This is a genomic window from Methylobacterium aquaticum (assembly GCF_016804325.1).
GTDB lineage: Bacteria > Pseudomonadota > Alphaproteobacteria > Rhizobiales > Beijerinckiaceae > Methylobacterium > Methylobacterium aquaticum_C.
This window is the reverse complement of sequence record NZ_CP043627.1, coordinates 6926230-6942389: the sequence shown is the minus strand read 5'-3', so window position 1 is coordinate 6942389 and position 16160 is coordinate 6926230. Positions and strand designations below refer to the sequence as shown.

Below are 16160 nucleotides of genomic sequence, written 5' to 3'. Positions count from 1 at the left end.
CGTCACTCGAACCGCAGGATGCGCTCGCCGAGCAGGCCGCGGGGCCGCACGAGCAGGATGATCGCCATCAGGGCGTAGATCGCGGCCTCGGCGAAGCCCGGATAGACCAGCACCATCAGGCCGCGGACGATTCCGACGATGAGGGCGGCGAGCACCACGCCCCAGAACGAGCCGAGCCCGCCGATCACCACCACCACGAAGGCGCCGGTGAGCACTTCCGCGCCCATGGCCGGATGGACGCCGGAGATCGGCGCCAGCATCACGCCGGCGAGCGCCGCGAGGCCGACGCTCAGGCCCACCACGGTCGCCATGTAGGGTTTCAGCGAGATGCCCAAAGCCGCGACCATGTCGGGATTCTGGACGCCGGCCCGGACTACGCGCCCGAAGGTGGTGCGCTGGAGGAGGAACCAGACCCCGGCCACCGCCACGACCACCGCCGCCAGGATGGTGAGCCGGTAGCGCGACAGCACGAAATCGCCGACGAAGATCTGCCCGCGTAGGCCCTGCGGGATCGCATAGGGCAAGGGCGGGGCCCCGAAGAGCATCCGCAAGGCCTGCTCGGCCACCATGGCGAGGCCGAAGGTGAGGAGCAGCGAGAGGATCGGGTCGGCGCGGTAGAAGCGGCGAAACAGGAACCGCTCGACCACGAGGCCGATCGCCGCGACGAGGACGGGAGCTGCGACGAGGGAGCCGCCGAAGCCGAGGGCGGGCGAGAGCTGTATCGTCAGGTAGGCACCGATCGCGTAGAACGCGCCGTGGGCCAGGTTGACGATGCCGCCCAAGCTGAAGATCAGCGACAGGCCGAGCGCGATCAGGAGATAGATCGCACCGAGGAACAGGCCGTTCACGACCTGCTCGACGGCAAGGGTGAGGAAGAGCACGGGTTAGTTCCGATTCAAAAGGACTAGAGCACTTCACGATCGCGTTGCAATCGCGAAGCTCTCTAGGTCGTTGATTTTGCCGCATTTTCTGCGACGAACCGGTATCCACTTCGTCGGAAAATGCTCTAGCGTCATTTTCAGATCGCCACCCGCTTCAATAGAAATCGCGGGATCCCCTCTCCCGTGTGGGAGAGGGGTAGGGGTGAGGGTGACACGCTTCAGGATCAAGCACTGGGCATTACGCTGCCAGCACCACACTCAGCGTCTCACACGGAAGCGTGTCACCCTCACCCCCGACCCCTCTCCCACACGGGAGAGGGGAGGCATGCCCCACGTTCCGGGGCCGGAGCACCGGTGACGGCTACCCCTCCATCCGGCACGCCGCCTCCTCCGCCGTCGGCGCCAGCACCTCCATGTCCTCGTTCGGACCGGGAATCGCCGGGGTCGAGGTGAAGAGGTCCCATTTGTCCTTGACCTTGTCGGCCGGGAGCGCCGTGATCGCGTACATCTCGCTGATGAACTGGTGGTCGCGGGCGCGGAAATAGCCCGGACGGGGCTTCTGCACGTCGAACTTCGCGCCGCCCTCCAGATACGAGACCAGCTTCGGCCCCTCGGTCGATTTCGTGTCGGCCATCGCCTTGGCGACGATCTTGACCGCGTTGTAGTCGCCCCAGGCCTGGTTCTCCGGCGGCTTGCCGTATTTCTTGGTGAAGGCGGCGACGAAGGCCTTGGACGACGGCGTGTCGACCTTGTGGTGCCACAGGCACGGCCAGGTGCCGGCGAAGTTGCCGGGTCCGGCACCCCAGGCGAGCGCGGTGTCGAAGCCGAAGCCGGCGACCGGGAAGGGCAAGCCGTATTCGGCGTATTGCTTGAGGAAGTTGGTGATCTGGTTGCCGGCGAGGTTCGAGATCACGAGATCCGGCTTCGCCTGCCGAATCTTGATCAGGTAGGCCGAGAAGTCGGTGGCGTCGGTCGGCACCAGTTCGTCGGCCGCGAAGGTGCCGCCCTGCCCCTGCATGAACCCCTTGGCGACCCGCAGGAGGTCGTGGCCGAAGGCGTAGTCGGCGGTCAGCGAGTACCAGCGCTTGCCCTTGACCAGCCCCTGCTCGGTCAGGGAGCGGCCGACCGCCTTGACGTACATCGAGTTCGCGCCCTCGACGTGGAACATGTAGCGCTTGCAATCCTGGCCGCGCAGGGCATCGGAATTGGCGCCGGTATTGAGGAAGATCGTCTTTCCTCTTTGCGCCACCTGCCCGATGGCGAGCGCCGAGGCGGAAGAAATCTCGCCGACGATCGCCGCGACCTTGTCGCGCTCGATGTAGCGCTCGGCCTTGCCCGACGCGGTCTGCGGGTTGACCGAATCCTCGGTCAGAAGCTCGACCTTGCGGCCGTCGATGCCGCCGGCGGCGTTGATCTCCTCGGCGGCGAGCTGGGCCGCCATCACGGCGTATTCGCCGAGCGGCCCGAGGAAGCCGGTGCGCGGCGTGAGGTGGCCGATGCGGATGGGGTGCGTGCCTTGAGCCCGTACGAGGCCCGGCATCGCGAGCGCGGCGCCGGCCGCGAGACCGCCCTGCACGAGGCGGCGGCGCGTGAAGGGGTGGCGCGTGGGGGTGAAGCCCTGCGTCATGGTGCGTATCCTGCCCGAGATCGCATCACGGTCGTTCGGGTTGCCGTGATCTGTGATCACACTTAGGCTGGCATCAAACGGCGCGCCTGTCGAGACGGTCCAAACCGTCCGTCCGTGCTGAGGGGGAAACGTGAGGGGAGGTCCGTCGCTTGGAGAGGCGGGACTTGCATGCGCCTGGGCGCAAGCCGCCGGCAGGCAGCCGGGAGCCGCCGGCAGGCAACAGCGGGCCGCCGGCAGGCAACGGCGAGCCGCCGGCGGGCGACCGGCCGGAGCCGGCGGGCGCGCTCGCACGGATCACCCTCGGCACCCAGGTCTACGATGCCCTGCGCGACCTGCTGATCGCCGGCGAGCTGGCGCCCGGGGAGCGGCTGTCCCTGCGCACCGTGGCGGAGCGGCTCGGCACCTCGATGATGCCGGCGCGGGAGGCGGTGTCGCGCCTCGTCGCCGACGAGGCCCTGGAGGTGCTGCCCAACCGCGCCGTCCGGGTGCCGGTCATCACGCTGGGCAAGTTCCGCGAGCTGACCCGGGTGCGGATCGCGGTCGAGGGATTCGCGGCGGCGGAGGCCGCGCGGGCGGCGACGCCGGGCGCCCTGGCGACCATCGCCGAGCACGATGCGGTCTTCCGGAACGAGGTGCGGGCGCCCGAGCCCGACCTGGAACGGGCGATGCGGGCCAACCGCGACCTACATTTCGCGGTCTACGAGGCCGCCGGCCTGCCCTCGCTGATCGCGATCATCGAGGGCCTGTGGCTGCGCATCGGCCCGGTGCTCAACCTCGACATGCGCTCCTCGCCGCGCCGCCTCGCCGAGGGCGGGGCCGAGGCGCATCACGCCGCCCTGGTGGCGGCGCTCCGATCCGGCGATGCCGAGGGCGCCCGCGCGGCGCTCGGTGCCGACATCGCCGGCAGCGCCGCCTTCATCGAGACGACGGGGCGGCTCGCGCCCTGAAACAGGAGTGACGTCATGGATATGGGATTGAGCGGCCTGAAGGTTCTGGTCACCGCGGGCGCGGGCGGCATCGGCCTCGAAGTGGCCCGGGCCTTCACGGAAGAAGGCGCGCGCGTCCATGTCTGCGACGTCGACCGCGAGGCGCTGGCCGCCCTCCCCGCCGGGATCACCGGCACCCATGCCGACGTGGCTTCGCGCGACGACGTCGCCCGGCTGTTCGCGGAGGCGGACCGCGCGCTCGGCGGGCTCGATTGCCTGATCAACAACGCGGGCATCGCCGGGCCGACGGGCCGCGTCGAGGAGATCAACCCGGAGGACTGGGACCGCACGCTCGACATCTGCATCACCGGCCAGTTCAACTGCGTGCGCCTGGCGGTGCCGCTTTTGCGCGGGAGCGCCAACCCGTCGATCGTCAACCTGTCTTCGGCGGCGGGCCGCTTCGGCTTCCCGCTGCGCACGCCCTACGCGGCGGCGAAGTGGGCGGTGATCGGCTTCACCAAGTCGTTGTCGCGGGAGCTCGGGCCGGACGGCATCCGGGTCAACGCGGTGCTCCCCGGCATCGTCGCCGGCGACCGGCAGCGCCGGGTGCTGGAGGCCAAGGCGCAGCAGCGCGGAATCGGCTTCTCGGAGATGGAGCAGGCGGCCTTCGCGGCGGCCTCGATCAAGGACTACGTCACCGCCCGCCAGCTGGCGGACCAGATTCTCTTCCTGGCGTCGGAGCGGGGCAAGACCATCTCGGGCCAGGCGCTGGCGGTGGACGGCGACCTGCAGATGCTGACGTAGGACATTCTCCGAACGGCCTTCGGCCCCATCGTCGTCCCGGGGCCGCGAAAGCGGAACCCGGGACGGCTTCGAGGATGTCAGGGCGATCGGCGACCCGGGCCAATCAATCGGGGATTTGCCCGCTCACCCCCGATACGTCTCGCCATCCAACCCGTATGGGCGCCCCGCCGCCAGCAGGGTCTCCCAGACCGGATCGGGCAGCGGCACGCCCTCCGCGAGGCGCTTTTCGCGGGTTCGCCGCTCGGGTTCTCCCGGCAGCAGCACCTCGCCTCCCGGCACCGGCCGGGCGTCCTTGAAGAAATCGAGATAGGCGCGGGTCTCGCGCACCATCGCGTCCTCGGAGCCGAAGGCCTCCGGGGTCATGTAGAGCGACAGCATCCCGTTGCAGAACCGCCGCGCGCCCGGGCCCGCGGTGCCCGATCCGGTGAGCGCGCCGGCGAGCAGCTCGCACATCAGCGCCAGCCCCGAGCCCTTGTGCTCGCCGAAGGCCCGGATCGCGCCGGCGCCCTTGAGGTTGTCGCGCTCCGGGCCGTCGAGGGGGCCGTACAGCGTCGCGGGGTCGCTCGACAGCCGCCCGTCCGGCTCGATCAGCACGCCGTCCGGCAGCGCCTTGCCGCCCTGCGAGGCGACCAGCACCTTGCCCTCGGCCACCGCCGAGGTGGCGAAATCGAGGATCACCGGCTCGGCGCCCGCCACGGGGAATCCCGCCGCGAAGGGCGCGGTCGAGAAGCGCCGGTCGACCGAGCCGAACGGCGCGACGAGGAGGCTGCCCGCCACGTTGACGAAATGCACCGAGACGAGGCCCGCGGCGGCCGCCTGCTCGGCCCATTCGCCGATGCGGCCGAGATGGCCGGCATGCCGCAGGGCCACGATGGCGACGCCGTTCTCGCGCGCCTTGCGGATGCCGAGCTCCGTGGCGAAGGGACCGGCGGTCTGGCCGAAGCCGTAATGGGCATCGACCAGCGCGAAGGCCGGGCCGTCGGTCACGATCTCGGGGGTCTTGTCGGCCTCGACCTCGCCCTCCTTCAGCCACGAGACGTAGCGCGGCACCCGGATCACGCCGTGGCTGTCATGCCCGGTCAGGTTGGCGGCGACGAGGTAACGACCGATCCGCTCGGCTTCCGCGTCCGAGCAGCCGGCGCGCGAGAAGATGTCCCGCACGTAGGCGGTCAGGCCGCTGGCTGAGATCTGCATGAAAAATCCTCCCGGTTTCTTGATTCTGGCGCGGCGGAGAATGGCCGCCCCGCGGCCGCAGGTCGAGGGTGCCGGGCGCAGATCTGCCCGGGCAATTTTTAATCCCCGAGGGTTGGAGTTGGGGTGGACATGGCAGCGCTGCCGGTGTCTCATCCCGCCCAAGGCCGGGCCACGGAGCACCGGTCACGTCTCGGGAGGAGAGTGCCGATGAGGACGACGCGCCGCGTTTTCCTGAAGAGTGCGGCCACGGTCGCGGCTGCCGGCGTCGTCGCGCCGTCGATCATTCGACCGGCGAGCGCGCAGGGCGGTACGGTGCGGATCGGCATGGTGCTGCCGGTCACCGGGCCCGGCGCCGATGCCGGCCGGTTCGCGCTGAACGGCGCCAAGATCGCCTTGGAGGCCGTCAACAAGGCCGGCGGCGTCCTCGGCAAGCCGATGGAACTCGTCACCGAGGACGACCAGACCACCAATCCGGGCGCGGTGCTGGCCTTCTCCAAGCTCGCCTCGCAGCCCGATCTCGTGGCGTTCCTCGGCTCGATCCGCTCGACCCAGAACCACGCCATGGCCCCCGACATCCTCAAGACCGGAAAGCCGGTGGCCTTCGGCGGCACCGATCCGGTGCTGACCCAGCTCGGCAACCCCTGGCTGTTCCGCTTCCGCCCGAACGACAGCTTCTCGGCCCGGGTCATCGCCGAATACGGCGTGACCACGCTCGCCAAGAAGAAGTGGGCGATCATCCACTCGACCGACGCCTTCGGCACCAGCGGCGCCAAGGCGCTGACGGAGGCTCTGGGCAAGGCCGGCGCCACGGTGGCGCTCGACCAGGGCTACACCAACCAGAGCCAGGACTTCACGCCGGTGGTTCTGGCGATCCGCCAGTCCGGCGCCGACGTGATCGGCTCCTACTTCACCTTCGAGAACGATCTCGGCATCTTCGCCCGGCAATTGCGCCAGCTCGGCGTGCAGGCGCCCTGGGTCGGCTCGGCCTCGATCGTCAACGTGACGGCGCTCAAGCTCGCCGGGCCGTCGCTCTACAACACCTACGGGGTGGCCGATTACGCCGAGGAATCGAGCGACGCGGCGCGCAATTTCGGCAAGGCCTACCGGGCGGTGATGAAGATTCCGCCGGACAACCAGTCCTCCTGGACCTTCGACGCCGTGACGGTGCTGGCGAAGGCCATCAACGCCGCCGGCAAGACCGACCCGAAGGCGATCCGCGAGGCCCTGCTCGCCATCCGCGGCCACGAGGGGGCGGAAGGCACCTACAACTTCGACCAGAACGGCGACGGCCTGCACGGCTACAACGTGGTGCGCAACGACAAGGGCAACATCGTCTTCGACAAGCGCATCGACTTCTACAAGTCCTGACCATCGAAGAAACCTGATCGGGACGGCGCCTCGCCGTCCCGATGCCGTTCTCGGCCGCTGCAAGAGTCTTTGCAAGACGTGATTCTCTGCAAGACTTGCGGCGGCACGAGCCTTGTCATCCGATCGGGACGGGCCCGCATGGACCTCATCCTCCAGCTTCTGTTCACGGGAATCGGCATCGGCGCCGTCTACGCGCTCGTCGCGCTCGGCTTCGTGCTGATCTTCCGCGCCACCAACGTGGTGAACTTCGCGCAAGGCGAGTTCTCGATGGTCGCCGCCTTCCTGATGGTGGTCTTCGCCGTCGACCTGCAATGGCCGTACTGGCTGTCCTTCCTGCTCGCCATCGGCGGGATGGCGGCTCTGGGCGCCCTGTTCAACCTCGGCGTCTACTACCCCTTGCGCCACCGCACCTACCTGCCGGTGATCATCTCGACCATCGGCGCCTCGATCTTCCTGGCCAACACCACGCTCGCCCTCTACGGGCCGCAGCCGCAGGTGCTACCGCCGGTCTTCGAGACGCAAGGCTTCCTGGTCGGCCCGGTCTATCTCGACACCCAGTACCTCCTGATCATCGCCGTCACCGCGGTGCTGGTGGCGTTCCAGTACTGGTTCTTCGAGCACACGCTCATCGGCAAGAAGCTGCAGGCGACCTCGCAGGACAAGGAGATGGCGGCGCTCCTCGGCATTCCCGTCGCCGGGATGATCATGCTGACCTTCGTCTACAGCGCGGTTCTCGGCGGCATCGCCGGCATCCTGGTGGCGCCGGTCCTGTTCGTGTCGATCCAGATGGGCGCCACCATCGCGCTCAAGGCCTTCGCCGCCACCATCATCGGCGGGTTCGGCGACGTGACCGGCGCGATCATCGGCGGGCTGGCGCTCGGCATCATCGAGACCTTCGGCGCCGCCTACATCTCGGTGCCCTACAAGGACGCCTTCGCCTTCATCGTCCTCGTCGCCTTCCTGGCCTTCCGCCCGCAGGGCATCTTCGGCGAACGCATCGCGGAGAAAGCATGACCGGCTCCCCTCGCCCCGTCGCGGCGGACCCGGTGTCCGCCCCCGCCGCCCGCCGCTTCCCCGTCGGCACCCTCGCCTACGTCGCCCTGGTCGCGGTCGCGGTCTTCCTCGCCGCCACGACGCCGTTCAGCGGCTACGTGCTCAACATCCTCATGCAGGCCGCGACCTACGCCATCGCGGTCATCGGGCTCACCGTCGTGCTGGGCCTGTGCGGGCAGATCAACCTGGCCCAGGCCGCCTTCTTCGGCATCGGCGCCTACGCGGTCGGCCTCGGCACGGTCGATCTCGGGATCAGCTTCTGGCTCTGCCTGCCGATCGGCCTCGTCCTGGCGCTGATCCTCGGTGCGGTCCTGGGTGCCTCGACGCTCCGCTTGGGCGGCCACTACCTCGCCATGGTGACGATCTCGTTCCAGCAGATCCTGACGCTGATCATGATCAACTGGATCCCGGTCACCCACGGGCCGGACGGCGTGCCGAACATCAAGCGCCCGGGCCTGTTCACCGATGGCCAGAGCTACCTCGCGCTCTGCGTCTTCATGCTGGCGGCGGTGGCCTACGCGGTGTGGCGAATGCCGAAGACCCGGCTCGGCCGCGCCATGCGGGCGGTGCGCGACAACGAGCTGGCGGCCGGCGTCACCGGCATCGACATCTACCGCACCAAGGTGGCGGCCTTCGCCATCGGGGCGCTGCTCGCGGGCTTAGGGGGCGGGCTGTTTGCCGGCAGCTTCACCTATATCAGCCCGGACCAGTTCTCGTTCGCCGAATCGGTGGTGTTCCTCACCATGGCGCTGCTCGGCGGCGTCGGCTCGCCGGTCGGCGCGGTGATCGGCACCGGGCTGCTGATCCTGATCCCGGAATGGCTGCGGTTCCTCAAGGAGATCCCGGGCCTCTATCTCGCGATCTACGGGCTCGCCGTGATCCTGATCGTGGTGTTCATGCCGGAGGGCATCTGGGGCTTCCTCGGCGACCAGGTGAAGCGCCTGCGGCCGCGCAAACCCGCTCCGCCGCGGGCCCAGGACCTGACCCTGACGCAGGCGGCCGGTACGTCCGCGCCGGTGCTCGAGGTCGAGGGCCTGTCCAAGCATTTCGGCGGCCTGAGGGCTGTCGACGAGGTCAGCTTCACGGTGGCTCGCGGCGGCATCCACGCGCTGATCGGCCCGAACGGGTCGGGCAAGACCACGACCCTCAACGTGCTGTCGGGCCTCTACACCCCGACCGGCGGCCGGGTGCGGCTCAACGGGCAGGACATCACCCGCTTCGCGCCGCACCAGCGCGCGGCCTCGGGCCTCGGGCGGACGTTCCAGAACATCCGCCTGTTCCGCTCGATGAGCGCGCTCGAGAACGTGGTGATCGGCGCCGAGCGGCCGGGCAACGCCATCGTCACCCATGACAGGGCCTCACTGGAGGCGCGGGCGCGGGCGGCTCTCGCCTTCGTCGGGCTGGAGGGCCGGGCCGACGAGCCGATCTCGTCCTTCTCCTACGGCCACCAGCGCCTCGTCGAGATCGCCCGGGCGCTCGCCGGCAACCCGGTGCTGCTCCTCCTCGACGAGCCGGCGGCGGGCCTCAACTCGACCGAGAAGAACGCGCTGACCGTGCTCCTGCGCCGGATGGCCGCCAAGGGCCTGACCATCCTGATCATCGACCACGACATGACGCTGGTGAGCGACGTGGCGAGCCACATCACGGTGCTGAATTTCGGCAAACGCATCGCCGACGGGGTGACGGCCACGGTCCTGCGCGAGCCGGCGGTGATCGAGGCCTATCTCGGCCAGGAAGCGTCCGACGGGCCGACTGTCGGCCTCAAGACCGACCTCGCCACGGCCTGAACGGGAGAGATCGATGGCACTCCTGGAAATCCGCGACCTGACCGTGCGCTACGGCGAGATCGAGGCCGTGCGCGGCATCTCGTTCTCGGTCGAGGCCGGCGAGGTCGTGACCTTGCTCGGCTCCAACGGGGCCGGCAAGTCGACGACGCTCAAGACCATCTCGGGGCTGGTGAAGCCGGCCGGCGGCGAGGTCCTGTTCGAGGGCCAGTCGCTGCTTGGCCTCAACCCCGAGGAGATCGTGCGCCGCGGCGTGGCGCATGTCCCGGAGGGGCGCCGGGTCTTCCCGGGCCTCACGGTGCGCGAGAACATCATGCTCGGTGCCTCGAACCGGAAGGGGCTCTCGACCCGCCAGATCAAGGACGAGGCGGAGGGCATGTTCGAGCTCTTCCCCGACATCCGCCGCTTCGGCGACGCGCTGGGCTGGACGCTCTCGGGAGGCCAGCTCCAGATGGTGGCGCTCGCCCGCGGGCTGATGGCGAAACCCCGCATCCTGCTCCTCGACGAGCCCTCGCTGGGCCTCGCCCCGGTGATCGTCCAGGCGGTGTTCGCGATCATCGCCGAGGTGCGCCGCCGCGGCACCACCGTGCTCCTCGTCGAGCAGAATGCCCGCATGGGCCTGTCTGTCGCCGATCGCGGCTACGTGCTGGAGACCGGGCAGCTGGTGCTCAGCGGCGCGCCGCAGGACCTGTGGGCCAACGACGACATCCGGGCGGCGTATCTCGGCGGGCGGGCCAAGGCGGAGGCTTTGGCGCATTGACCATCTTACCGGCCAGCAGGTTTCGATTCCCGCCCACCACCTCATCCTGAGGTGTTAGTCGATCGAAGATCGACTGACCTCGAAGGAGGGTTCCAGATCCCTCTGCGGTCCCTGGAGCCCTCCTTCGAGGCTCACTTCGTTCGCACCTCAGGATGAGGTCGCGGGTGGGGTGACACCGACACCATTCCAGACCGCTCCAAGCGGCCGTATCATTCAAAGACGTTTCCCCAAAAGGTCCCACCCATGTCCGCCCCCACCCCGCTCCACCCCACCAATCCCCGCATCGTGCGCCTTGCCCACGAGGACAACGTCGTGGTGGCGGTGGACCCGATCGTGCCCGGCGCCGCCGTCGAGGGCGTGACCGCCTCGGCCCGCGTGCCGCGGGGCCACAAATTCGCGGTGGTGCCGATCGCCGAGGGCGCGCCGATCCGCAAGTTCGGCCAGATCATCGGCTTCGCCAGCCGGGCCATCGCGCCGGGCGAGTGGGTCCACGAGCACAATGTCGGCCTCGGCGAGGCCAAGGGCGATTTTGCCCGCGACTACCGCTTCTGCGAGGAAGCGCGTCCCGTCGCGATGGTGCCCGACGCCCAGCGCGCCACCTTCGAGGGCTACCGCCGGGCCGACGGCAAGGTCGGCACCCGCAACTATGTCGGCGTGCTCACCTCGGTGAACTGCTCGGCGACCGTCGCCCGCTTCATCGCCGAGGAAGCCCGCCGCTCCGGCCTGCTCGACGAATTCCCGGGCATCGACGGCATCATCCCGCTCACCCACGGCACCGGCTGCGGCTACGACATCCAGGGCGAGGGTGCCGACATCCTCAAGCGCACGCTGTGGGGCTACGCCGCCAACCCGAACATGGGCGGCGTCATCATGGTGGGCCTGGGCTGCGAGGGCCTGCAGATCGACCGCTGGAAGCGCGCCTACGGCATCGAGGAGAGCGAGACCTTCCGCAGCTTCACCATCCAGGACAGCGGCGGCACGCGCCGCACCATCGAGGCCGGCGTCGCGGCGCTGCGCGAGATGCTGCCCTCCGTCTCGAAGGCCAGGCGCGAGACCGTGCCGGCCTCCGAGCTGATGCTGGCCCTGCAATGCGGCGGCTCGGACGGCTATTCGGGCATCACGGCGAACCCGGCGCTCGGGGCGGCGGTCGACCGGCTGGTGGCCGAGGGCGGCACCGCGATCCTGTCCGAGACGCCGGAGATCTACGGTGCCGAGCACCTGCTGACGGCGCGGGCCGCCACGCCGGAGATCGGCCACAAGCTCGTCGAGATGATCCACTGGTGGGAGGCCTACACCGCCCGCAACGGCGGCGAGATGAACAACAACCCCTCCCCCGGCAACAAGGCCGGCGGCCTGACCACCATCCTGGAGAAGTCGCTGGGGGCTACCGCCAAGGGCGGCTCGACGACGCTGACCGGCGTCTACCGCTACGCCGAGCCGGTGACGGCGAAGGGCTTCGTCTACATGGACACCCCCGGCTTCGACCCGGTGGCCGCCACCGGCCAGGTCGCGGGCGGCGCCAACGTCTTGTGCTTCACCACCGGCCGCGGCTCGGCCTATGGCTGCAAGCCGACCCCGTCGATCAAGCTCGCCACCAACAGCGAGATGTACCGGCGGATGCAGGACGACATGGACATCGATTGCGGCGACGTGCTCGACGGCGTCTCGATCGAGGAGAAGGGCCGCCAGATCTTCGAGACGATCCTGCGCGTGGCGTCGGGCGAGCGCACCAAGTCGGAAGGGTTCGGCTACGGCGATGCCGAGTTCGTGCCCTGGCAGATCGGCGCGGTGATGTAGCCGGCGCGATATGGCGGCGACGGCCGAACCGTTCTAAGGGGCGCTCCGGGGCACACCAACAAGAACGCCCCGGAGGACACCACGATGACACCCGATGTGAGCGGCGGGCACGATCTCACCCGCCGCCAATGGACAATGACGCTGCTCGCGAGCCTCGGCGGCGGGCTCGAATACTACGACTTCATCGTCTACGGGATCTTCGCCAAGGACATCGCCGCCGCCTTCTTCCCGGCGAGCGATCCGGTGGCGGCGCTCACCCTGTCGCTGGCGGTGTTCGCGGTCGGCTACCTCGCCCGGCCGCTCGGCGGGCTGGTCCTGAGCCATTTCGGCGACCGCTACGGCCGCAAGACCGTGTTCGTGGTCACCGTCTTCACCATGTCGGCCTGCACGCTCGGCATGGGCCTGGTGCCGGCCTACGCCTCCTGGGGCGTGTGGGCGACCCTGCTCCTCGTGCTCCTTCGCTTCGTACAGGGGCTGTGCATCGGCGGAGAACTCCCGGGCGCCATCACCTTCGTGGTCGAGACCGCCTCGCGCCGGCCGGGGCTCGCCTGCGGCATCGTCTTCTGCCTGGTCAATGGCGGCGTGCTGCTCGCCGCGATGGTCAACCTCGCCCTGCAATCCTGGCTGCCGCCCGCCATGATGGCGGAATACGGCTGGCGCATCGCCTTCCTGTTCGGCGGCGTGGTCGGGCTCGTGAGCTTCGTGCTGCGGCGTAGCCTGGAGGAAACACCGGAATTCCTGCGCCTCCAGAACCGCGCCTCCCGCCGGCCGATCGGCGAGGTGCTGCGCGATCACCGCCGCCCGGTGCTCCTCGGCATCGGCATCGTCGCGCTGACCGCGGGCTTCAACGGCATCCTGTTCGCCCACATGCCGGCCTACCTGATCCAGGTGCTCAAGTACCCGCCCAAGACCGTGGCGATGGCGATGAACGTCGCGCTCTTCGCCATGTCGGCCTCGCTGCTCTTCGCCTCGTTCTTCGCCGACAAGGTGCCGCCGCGCCGGCTGATGCAGGCCTCCGCGCTCGTCGTCCTGATCGGGGTGATCCCGGCCTACCAGGTGCTGGCGCGGGGCGACGCCGACCTGTTCCTGGTGCTGCCGCTCCTCACCATGGCGGTGGCCGGCGCCAATGGCAGCTTCGCCTACCTGCTCGCCGGGCTGTTTCCCACCCGGGTGCGGTTCAGCGGCGTCGCGCTCTCGCTCAATCTCGGCTTCACGCTGCTCAGCGGCCTCGGGCCGCTCGCCGCCAACGCCCTGATCGGCGCCACCGGCTGGGCGGCGGCGCCGGGCCTGATCATCGCGGCCTCGGCGCTGATCGGCCTCGTGGTGGCGAGCCGCCTCTCCGACCGGCCGACGACCCTCGACCAGACGGTGCCGGCCTCGGGCTGAGCCGGGACTTGGACCGTCCGGCGAGGGCCGGGCGGTCCGGCCAGGCCCTCATCCCTCCGGATGACGCTCGCGCCAGCGCGGGCCGGGGCCGCGCATGTAGTGCAGCTCGGGCCGGTAGGGATCCATGATCTCCGCGACGAGGTCCCGCCAGCGCTGGGTGAGGCGTCCGACGAAAGCCATCAGCATGGAACCGTCCTCCTGCGCGCGAATCGTCCCGCTCCCGGGCCGGACTGGGATCGTGCCGGCCGTTGGTTGCGAAACTCTTGCCGAAAACTCTTGCCAAAACTCCTGCGAGGAAACCTGATCCCGGGCTTTGGCGAGAGTGCGACGGCAGCGTGGACGGCGTGAGGCAGGATTCCGTCAGGGTAAGATCGCGTTACGGCAGGATCCCGGCGAGCTTCAGCCCGCCCGCGGCGATCACCGTCAGCACCACCCCCCAGAGGTCCAGGGGCATCGCGGCCCACCAGGCGGTGCTCTCGGCGCGCGGCAGCGGCGCACCCCGCGCCCGTGCGATGTCGTGCATGGTCGTCTCCTCGGATCGTATCCTCCGGGAGCCCGTCTCGTGCGGGCCGCCCTGCCCGACGGTACAGCAAGGCGCCCCGCCTCGCAGCAGAATGGACGGAAACCGATCACCGGCCGGCGCTCAAAGATGCGCCGCCTGCATCAGGTGCCGCTCGCGCGTGCAGCCTGTCCGGGGCGGGCCGGACCGAGGAACGGCGGGGCGCCTGTGGGTGCAAGGATCGCGCCCGTCCCGATGACGAAGCCGTGTGTTCGTCACGGGCTTGGCTTGCGCGTCCCATCGCCTCACCTTACATGCACAGCGAGCGTTACAAGGCCATCAGCGCGCCCGGCATCTCGGCCGAGCACCCGTACGGCCGGGCGCGTCGCGATCAGATCCTGACAATGTGCTCCCGGTGGCGCCGACCGCGACGGCGACCCGGGTGGAGAGTGTGAATGGCGAAAGAAGAGTTGATGCAGTTCGACGGTCTCGTGCTCGAGATCCTGCCGGACGCGCGTTACCGCGTGCAGCTCGACCAGGGCCACGAGATCGTGGCCTACACGGCCGGCAAGATGAAGAAGAACCGCATCAAGACTCTGGCCGGCGACCGGGTCACCGTCGAGATGTCGCCCTACGACCTGGAGAAGGGCCGTCTGGTGTTCCGCCACAAGGACGAGCGGTCCTCCGGCCCGCGTCCGCCGTTCCGCGGCGGCAGCCAGTTCCGCCGGCGCTGATCCGTCCGAACAAGACCTGTGTCTGCGCGGGGCTGGGGTGAGAACCCTGGCCTTTTGCGCATCTGCGCCCCCGATGCTGCGAGGCAAGCCATGACCCGTCCCCTGGTGATCGCCCCCTCGATCCTCTCGGCCGATTTCTCCCGGCTCGGCGAGGAGGTCCGCGACGTGGTCGCGGCCGGGGCCGACTGGGTTCATATCGACGTGATGGACGGGCATTTCGTGCCCAACCTCACCTTCGGCCCCGTGGTGGTGAAGGCCTTGCGCCCGCACACCACGGCGATCTTCGACGTCCACCTGATGATCGCGCCGGCCGACCCCTACCTCGCGGCCTTCGCCGAGGCCGGGGCCGACATCATCACGGTCCATGCCGAGGCGGGTCCCCACCTGCACCGCTCGCTCCAGACCATCCGGGCGCTCGGCAAGAAGGCTGGTGTCGCGATCAATCCGGGCTCGCCGGCGAGCCTCGTCGAGCCCGTGCTCGACATGGTCGACCTCGTGCTCTGCATGACCGTCAATCCCGGCTTCGGCGGACAGAGCTTCATCGGCTCGGTCTGCGAGACGGTGTCGCGGGTGCGCGCCATGACCGCCGGGCGCGACATCGACATCGAGGTCGATGGCGGCGTGACCCCGGAGACGGCGCCGGCGGTGGTGAAGGCGGGGGCCAACGCTCTCGTGGCTGGCTCCGCCACCTTCAAGGGCGGGCGCGAGGCCTACGCGCCCAACATCGCGGCGATCCGCCGGGCGGCGGAGGGGGCGATGGGGCAGTGGGTGTAGGGCAGCGGGGCTAGTCCGCCCGCACTCGTCTTCGTTGCCAACGCTGGGCTAGGACGGCGGAGAGGGGTGGGCCGAGCAGCATGGCCGCCCCCATGGCTCCGCCCTCCCATAGCAGGGCTGATGCCCCGTCCCGCTGCAATTCCTCACGCCATTCCCAGACCGCCCCGAACGCGATCATTCCCCAGACCAGCGTCAGCGGCCAGAGCAGCAATGCCCGACGCCAGCCGCTCGTGGCCGCCAGCGCGGTGAACAGGAGAAGGACAGCGGAGACGGTGACGTGATGCGCTCGCGCGTCCTCGACCTTGTCGGCGATCTCAGCGAGTGCCGTGCTGGCTGGAACGATGGTGGTGAAGATAGTCCATAGCAGAGGATGGTATAACGTCCATACGGACCGGATTGCAGACCGTTCCACATCAGACATCGACTCCTCCGGCGGCTCCGCCTTCAACTCAATGGCTGTTAGAGCGGTTGCGTCAATCGATTCAACTCGTACGCCGCTTGCTCTCGACGTCATCCCGGGGCTCGGCGAAGCCGAGAACCCGGGATCCATAACCGCTGACAGTGCCGAAAGAG

At 69.3% G+C, this 16160-nt stretch carries 16 protein-coding genes; 10 read left to right on the top strand and 6 right to left on the bottom strand.

The window, feature by feature from the left end; all coding sequences use genetic code 11:
- Positions 1-2 precede the first annotated feature (2 nt).
- Together F1D61_RS32135 and F1D61_RS32130 are read right to left on the bottom strand one after the other, a co-directional pair.
- Positions 3-881 (bottom strand): branched-chain amino acid ABC transporter permease, encoded by an 879-nt coding sequence (locus F1D61_RS32135; RefSeq protein WP_203155942.1) that lies wholly within the window; start codon positions 879-881, stop codon positions 3-5.
- Between the two features lie 361 nt (positions 882-1242).
- The gene (locus tag F1D61_RS32130; protein WP_203155941.1) at positions 1243-2508 is read right to left on the bottom strand and encodes an ABC transporter substrate-binding protein; all 1266 of its coding nucleotides are present in this window, start codon (positions 2506-2508) and stop codon (positions 1243-1245) included.
- Between the two features lie 164 nt (positions 2509-2672).
- On the opposite strand from F1D61_RS32130, the gene F1D61_RS32125 reads away from it, so the two are divergent.
- Complete coding sequence (locus tag F1D61_RS32125; RefSeq protein WP_348649408.1) at positions 2673-3455, top strand: GntR family transcriptional regulator; 783 nt, start codon at positions 2673-2675, stop codon at positions 3453-3455.
- Between the two features lie 15 nt (positions 3456-3470).
- Positions 3471-4238 (top strand): SDR family oxidoreductase, encoded by a 768-nt coding sequence (locus F1D61_RS32120; protein ID WP_203155940.1) that lies wholly within the window; start codon positions 3471-3473, stop codon positions 4236-4238.
- A gap of 123 nt (positions 4239-4361) precedes the next feature.
- Here the strand turns inward: F1D61_RS32120 and F1D61_RS32115 are convergent, their stop codons facing one another.
- Complete coding sequence (locus F1D61_RS32115) at positions 4362-5432, bottom strand: malate/lactate/ureidoglycolate dehydrogenase (protein ID WP_203155939.1); 1071 nt, start codon at positions 5430-5432, stop codon at positions 4362-4364.
- 207 nt (positions 5433-5639) lie between these two features.
- Between F1D61_RS32115 and F1D61_RS32110 the strand changes: the two genes are divergently transcribed.
- From F1D61_RS32110 to F1D61_RS32085, 6 genes are all read left to right on the top strand, one after another.
- Complete coding sequence (locus F1D61_RS32110; RefSeq protein WP_203155938.1) at positions 5640-6800, top strand: ABC transporter substrate-binding protein; 1161 nt, start codon at positions 5640-5642, stop codon at positions 6798-6800.
- A gap of 138 nt (positions 6801-6938) precedes the next feature.
- Complete coding sequence (locus F1D61_RS32105; protein ID WP_203155937.1) at positions 6939-7814, top strand: branched-chain amino acid ABC transporter permease; 876 nt, start codon at positions 6939-6941, stop codon at positions 7812-7814.
- A complete protein-coding gene (locus F1D61_RS32100; RefSeq protein ID WP_203155936.1) occupies positions 7811-9640 on the top strand; it encodes a branched-chain amino acid ABC transporter ATP-binding protein/permease in 1830 nt (609 codons plus the stop codon). The genes F1D61_RS32105 and F1D61_RS32100 overlap by 4 nt, the downstream gene beginning before the upstream one ends.
- 13 nt (positions 9641-9653) lie before the next feature.
- Positions 9654-10397 carry an ABC transporter ATP-binding protein gene (locus tag F1D61_RS32095; protein ID WP_203155935.1) on the top strand — a complete coding sequence of 248 codons (744 nt, stop codon included), beginning with the start codon at positions 9654-9656 and terminating at the stop codon, positions 10395-10397.
- A gap of 243 nt (positions 10398-10640) precedes the next feature.
- Positions 10641-12194, top strand: a complete 1554-nt coding sequence (locus F1D61_RS32090; protein ID WP_203155934.1) for a UxaA family hydrolase — start codon at positions 10641-10643, stop codon at positions 12192-12194.
- 84 nt (positions 12195-12278) lie between these two features.
- Complete coding sequence (locus F1D61_RS32085; protein ID WP_203155933.1) at positions 12279-13580, top strand: MFS transporter; 1302 nt, start codon at positions 12279-12281, stop codon at positions 13578-13580.
- 48 nt (positions 13581-13628) lie between these two features.
- On the opposite strand, the gene F1D61_RS32080 is transcribed toward F1D61_RS32085, so the two are convergent.
- Complete coding sequence (locus F1D61_RS32080; RefSeq protein ID WP_203155932.1) at positions 13629-13766, bottom strand: hypothetical protein; 138 nt, start codon at positions 13764-13766, stop codon at positions 13629-13631.
- A gap of 190 nt (positions 13767-13956) precedes the next feature.
- The gene (locus F1D61_RS32075) at positions 13957-14103 is read right to left on the bottom strand and encodes a hypothetical protein (protein ID WP_203155931.1); all 147 of its coding nucleotides are present in this window, start codon (positions 14101-14103) and stop codon (positions 13957-13959) included.
- A 431-nt stretch (positions 14104-14534) separates the two neighbouring features.
- Here F1D61_RS32075 and infA point away from each other — a divergent pair, with 431 nt between their 5' ends.
- Complete coding sequence (infA, locus tag F1D61_RS32070) at positions 14535-14813, top strand: translation initiation factor IF-1 (RefSeq protein ID WP_048429304.1); 279 nt, start codon at positions 14535-14537, stop codon at positions 14811-14813.
- A 90-nt stretch (positions 14814-14903) separates the two neighbouring features.
- The gene (gene rpe / locus F1D61_RS32065) at positions 14904-15587 is read left to right on the top strand and encodes a ribulose-phosphate 3-epimerase (protein ID WP_203155930.1); all 684 of its coding nucleotides are present in this window, start codon (positions 14904-14906) and stop codon (positions 15585-15587) included.
- A 10-nt stretch (positions 15588-15597) separates the two neighbouring features.
- On the opposite strand, the gene F1D61_RS32060 is transcribed toward rpe, so the two are convergent.
- Positions 15598-16008 (bottom strand): hypothetical protein, encoded by a 411-nt coding sequence (locus F1D61_RS32060; protein ID WP_203155929.1) that lies wholly within the window; start codon positions 16006-16008, stop codon positions 15598-15600.
- Positions 16009-16160 lie beyond the last annotated feature (152 nt).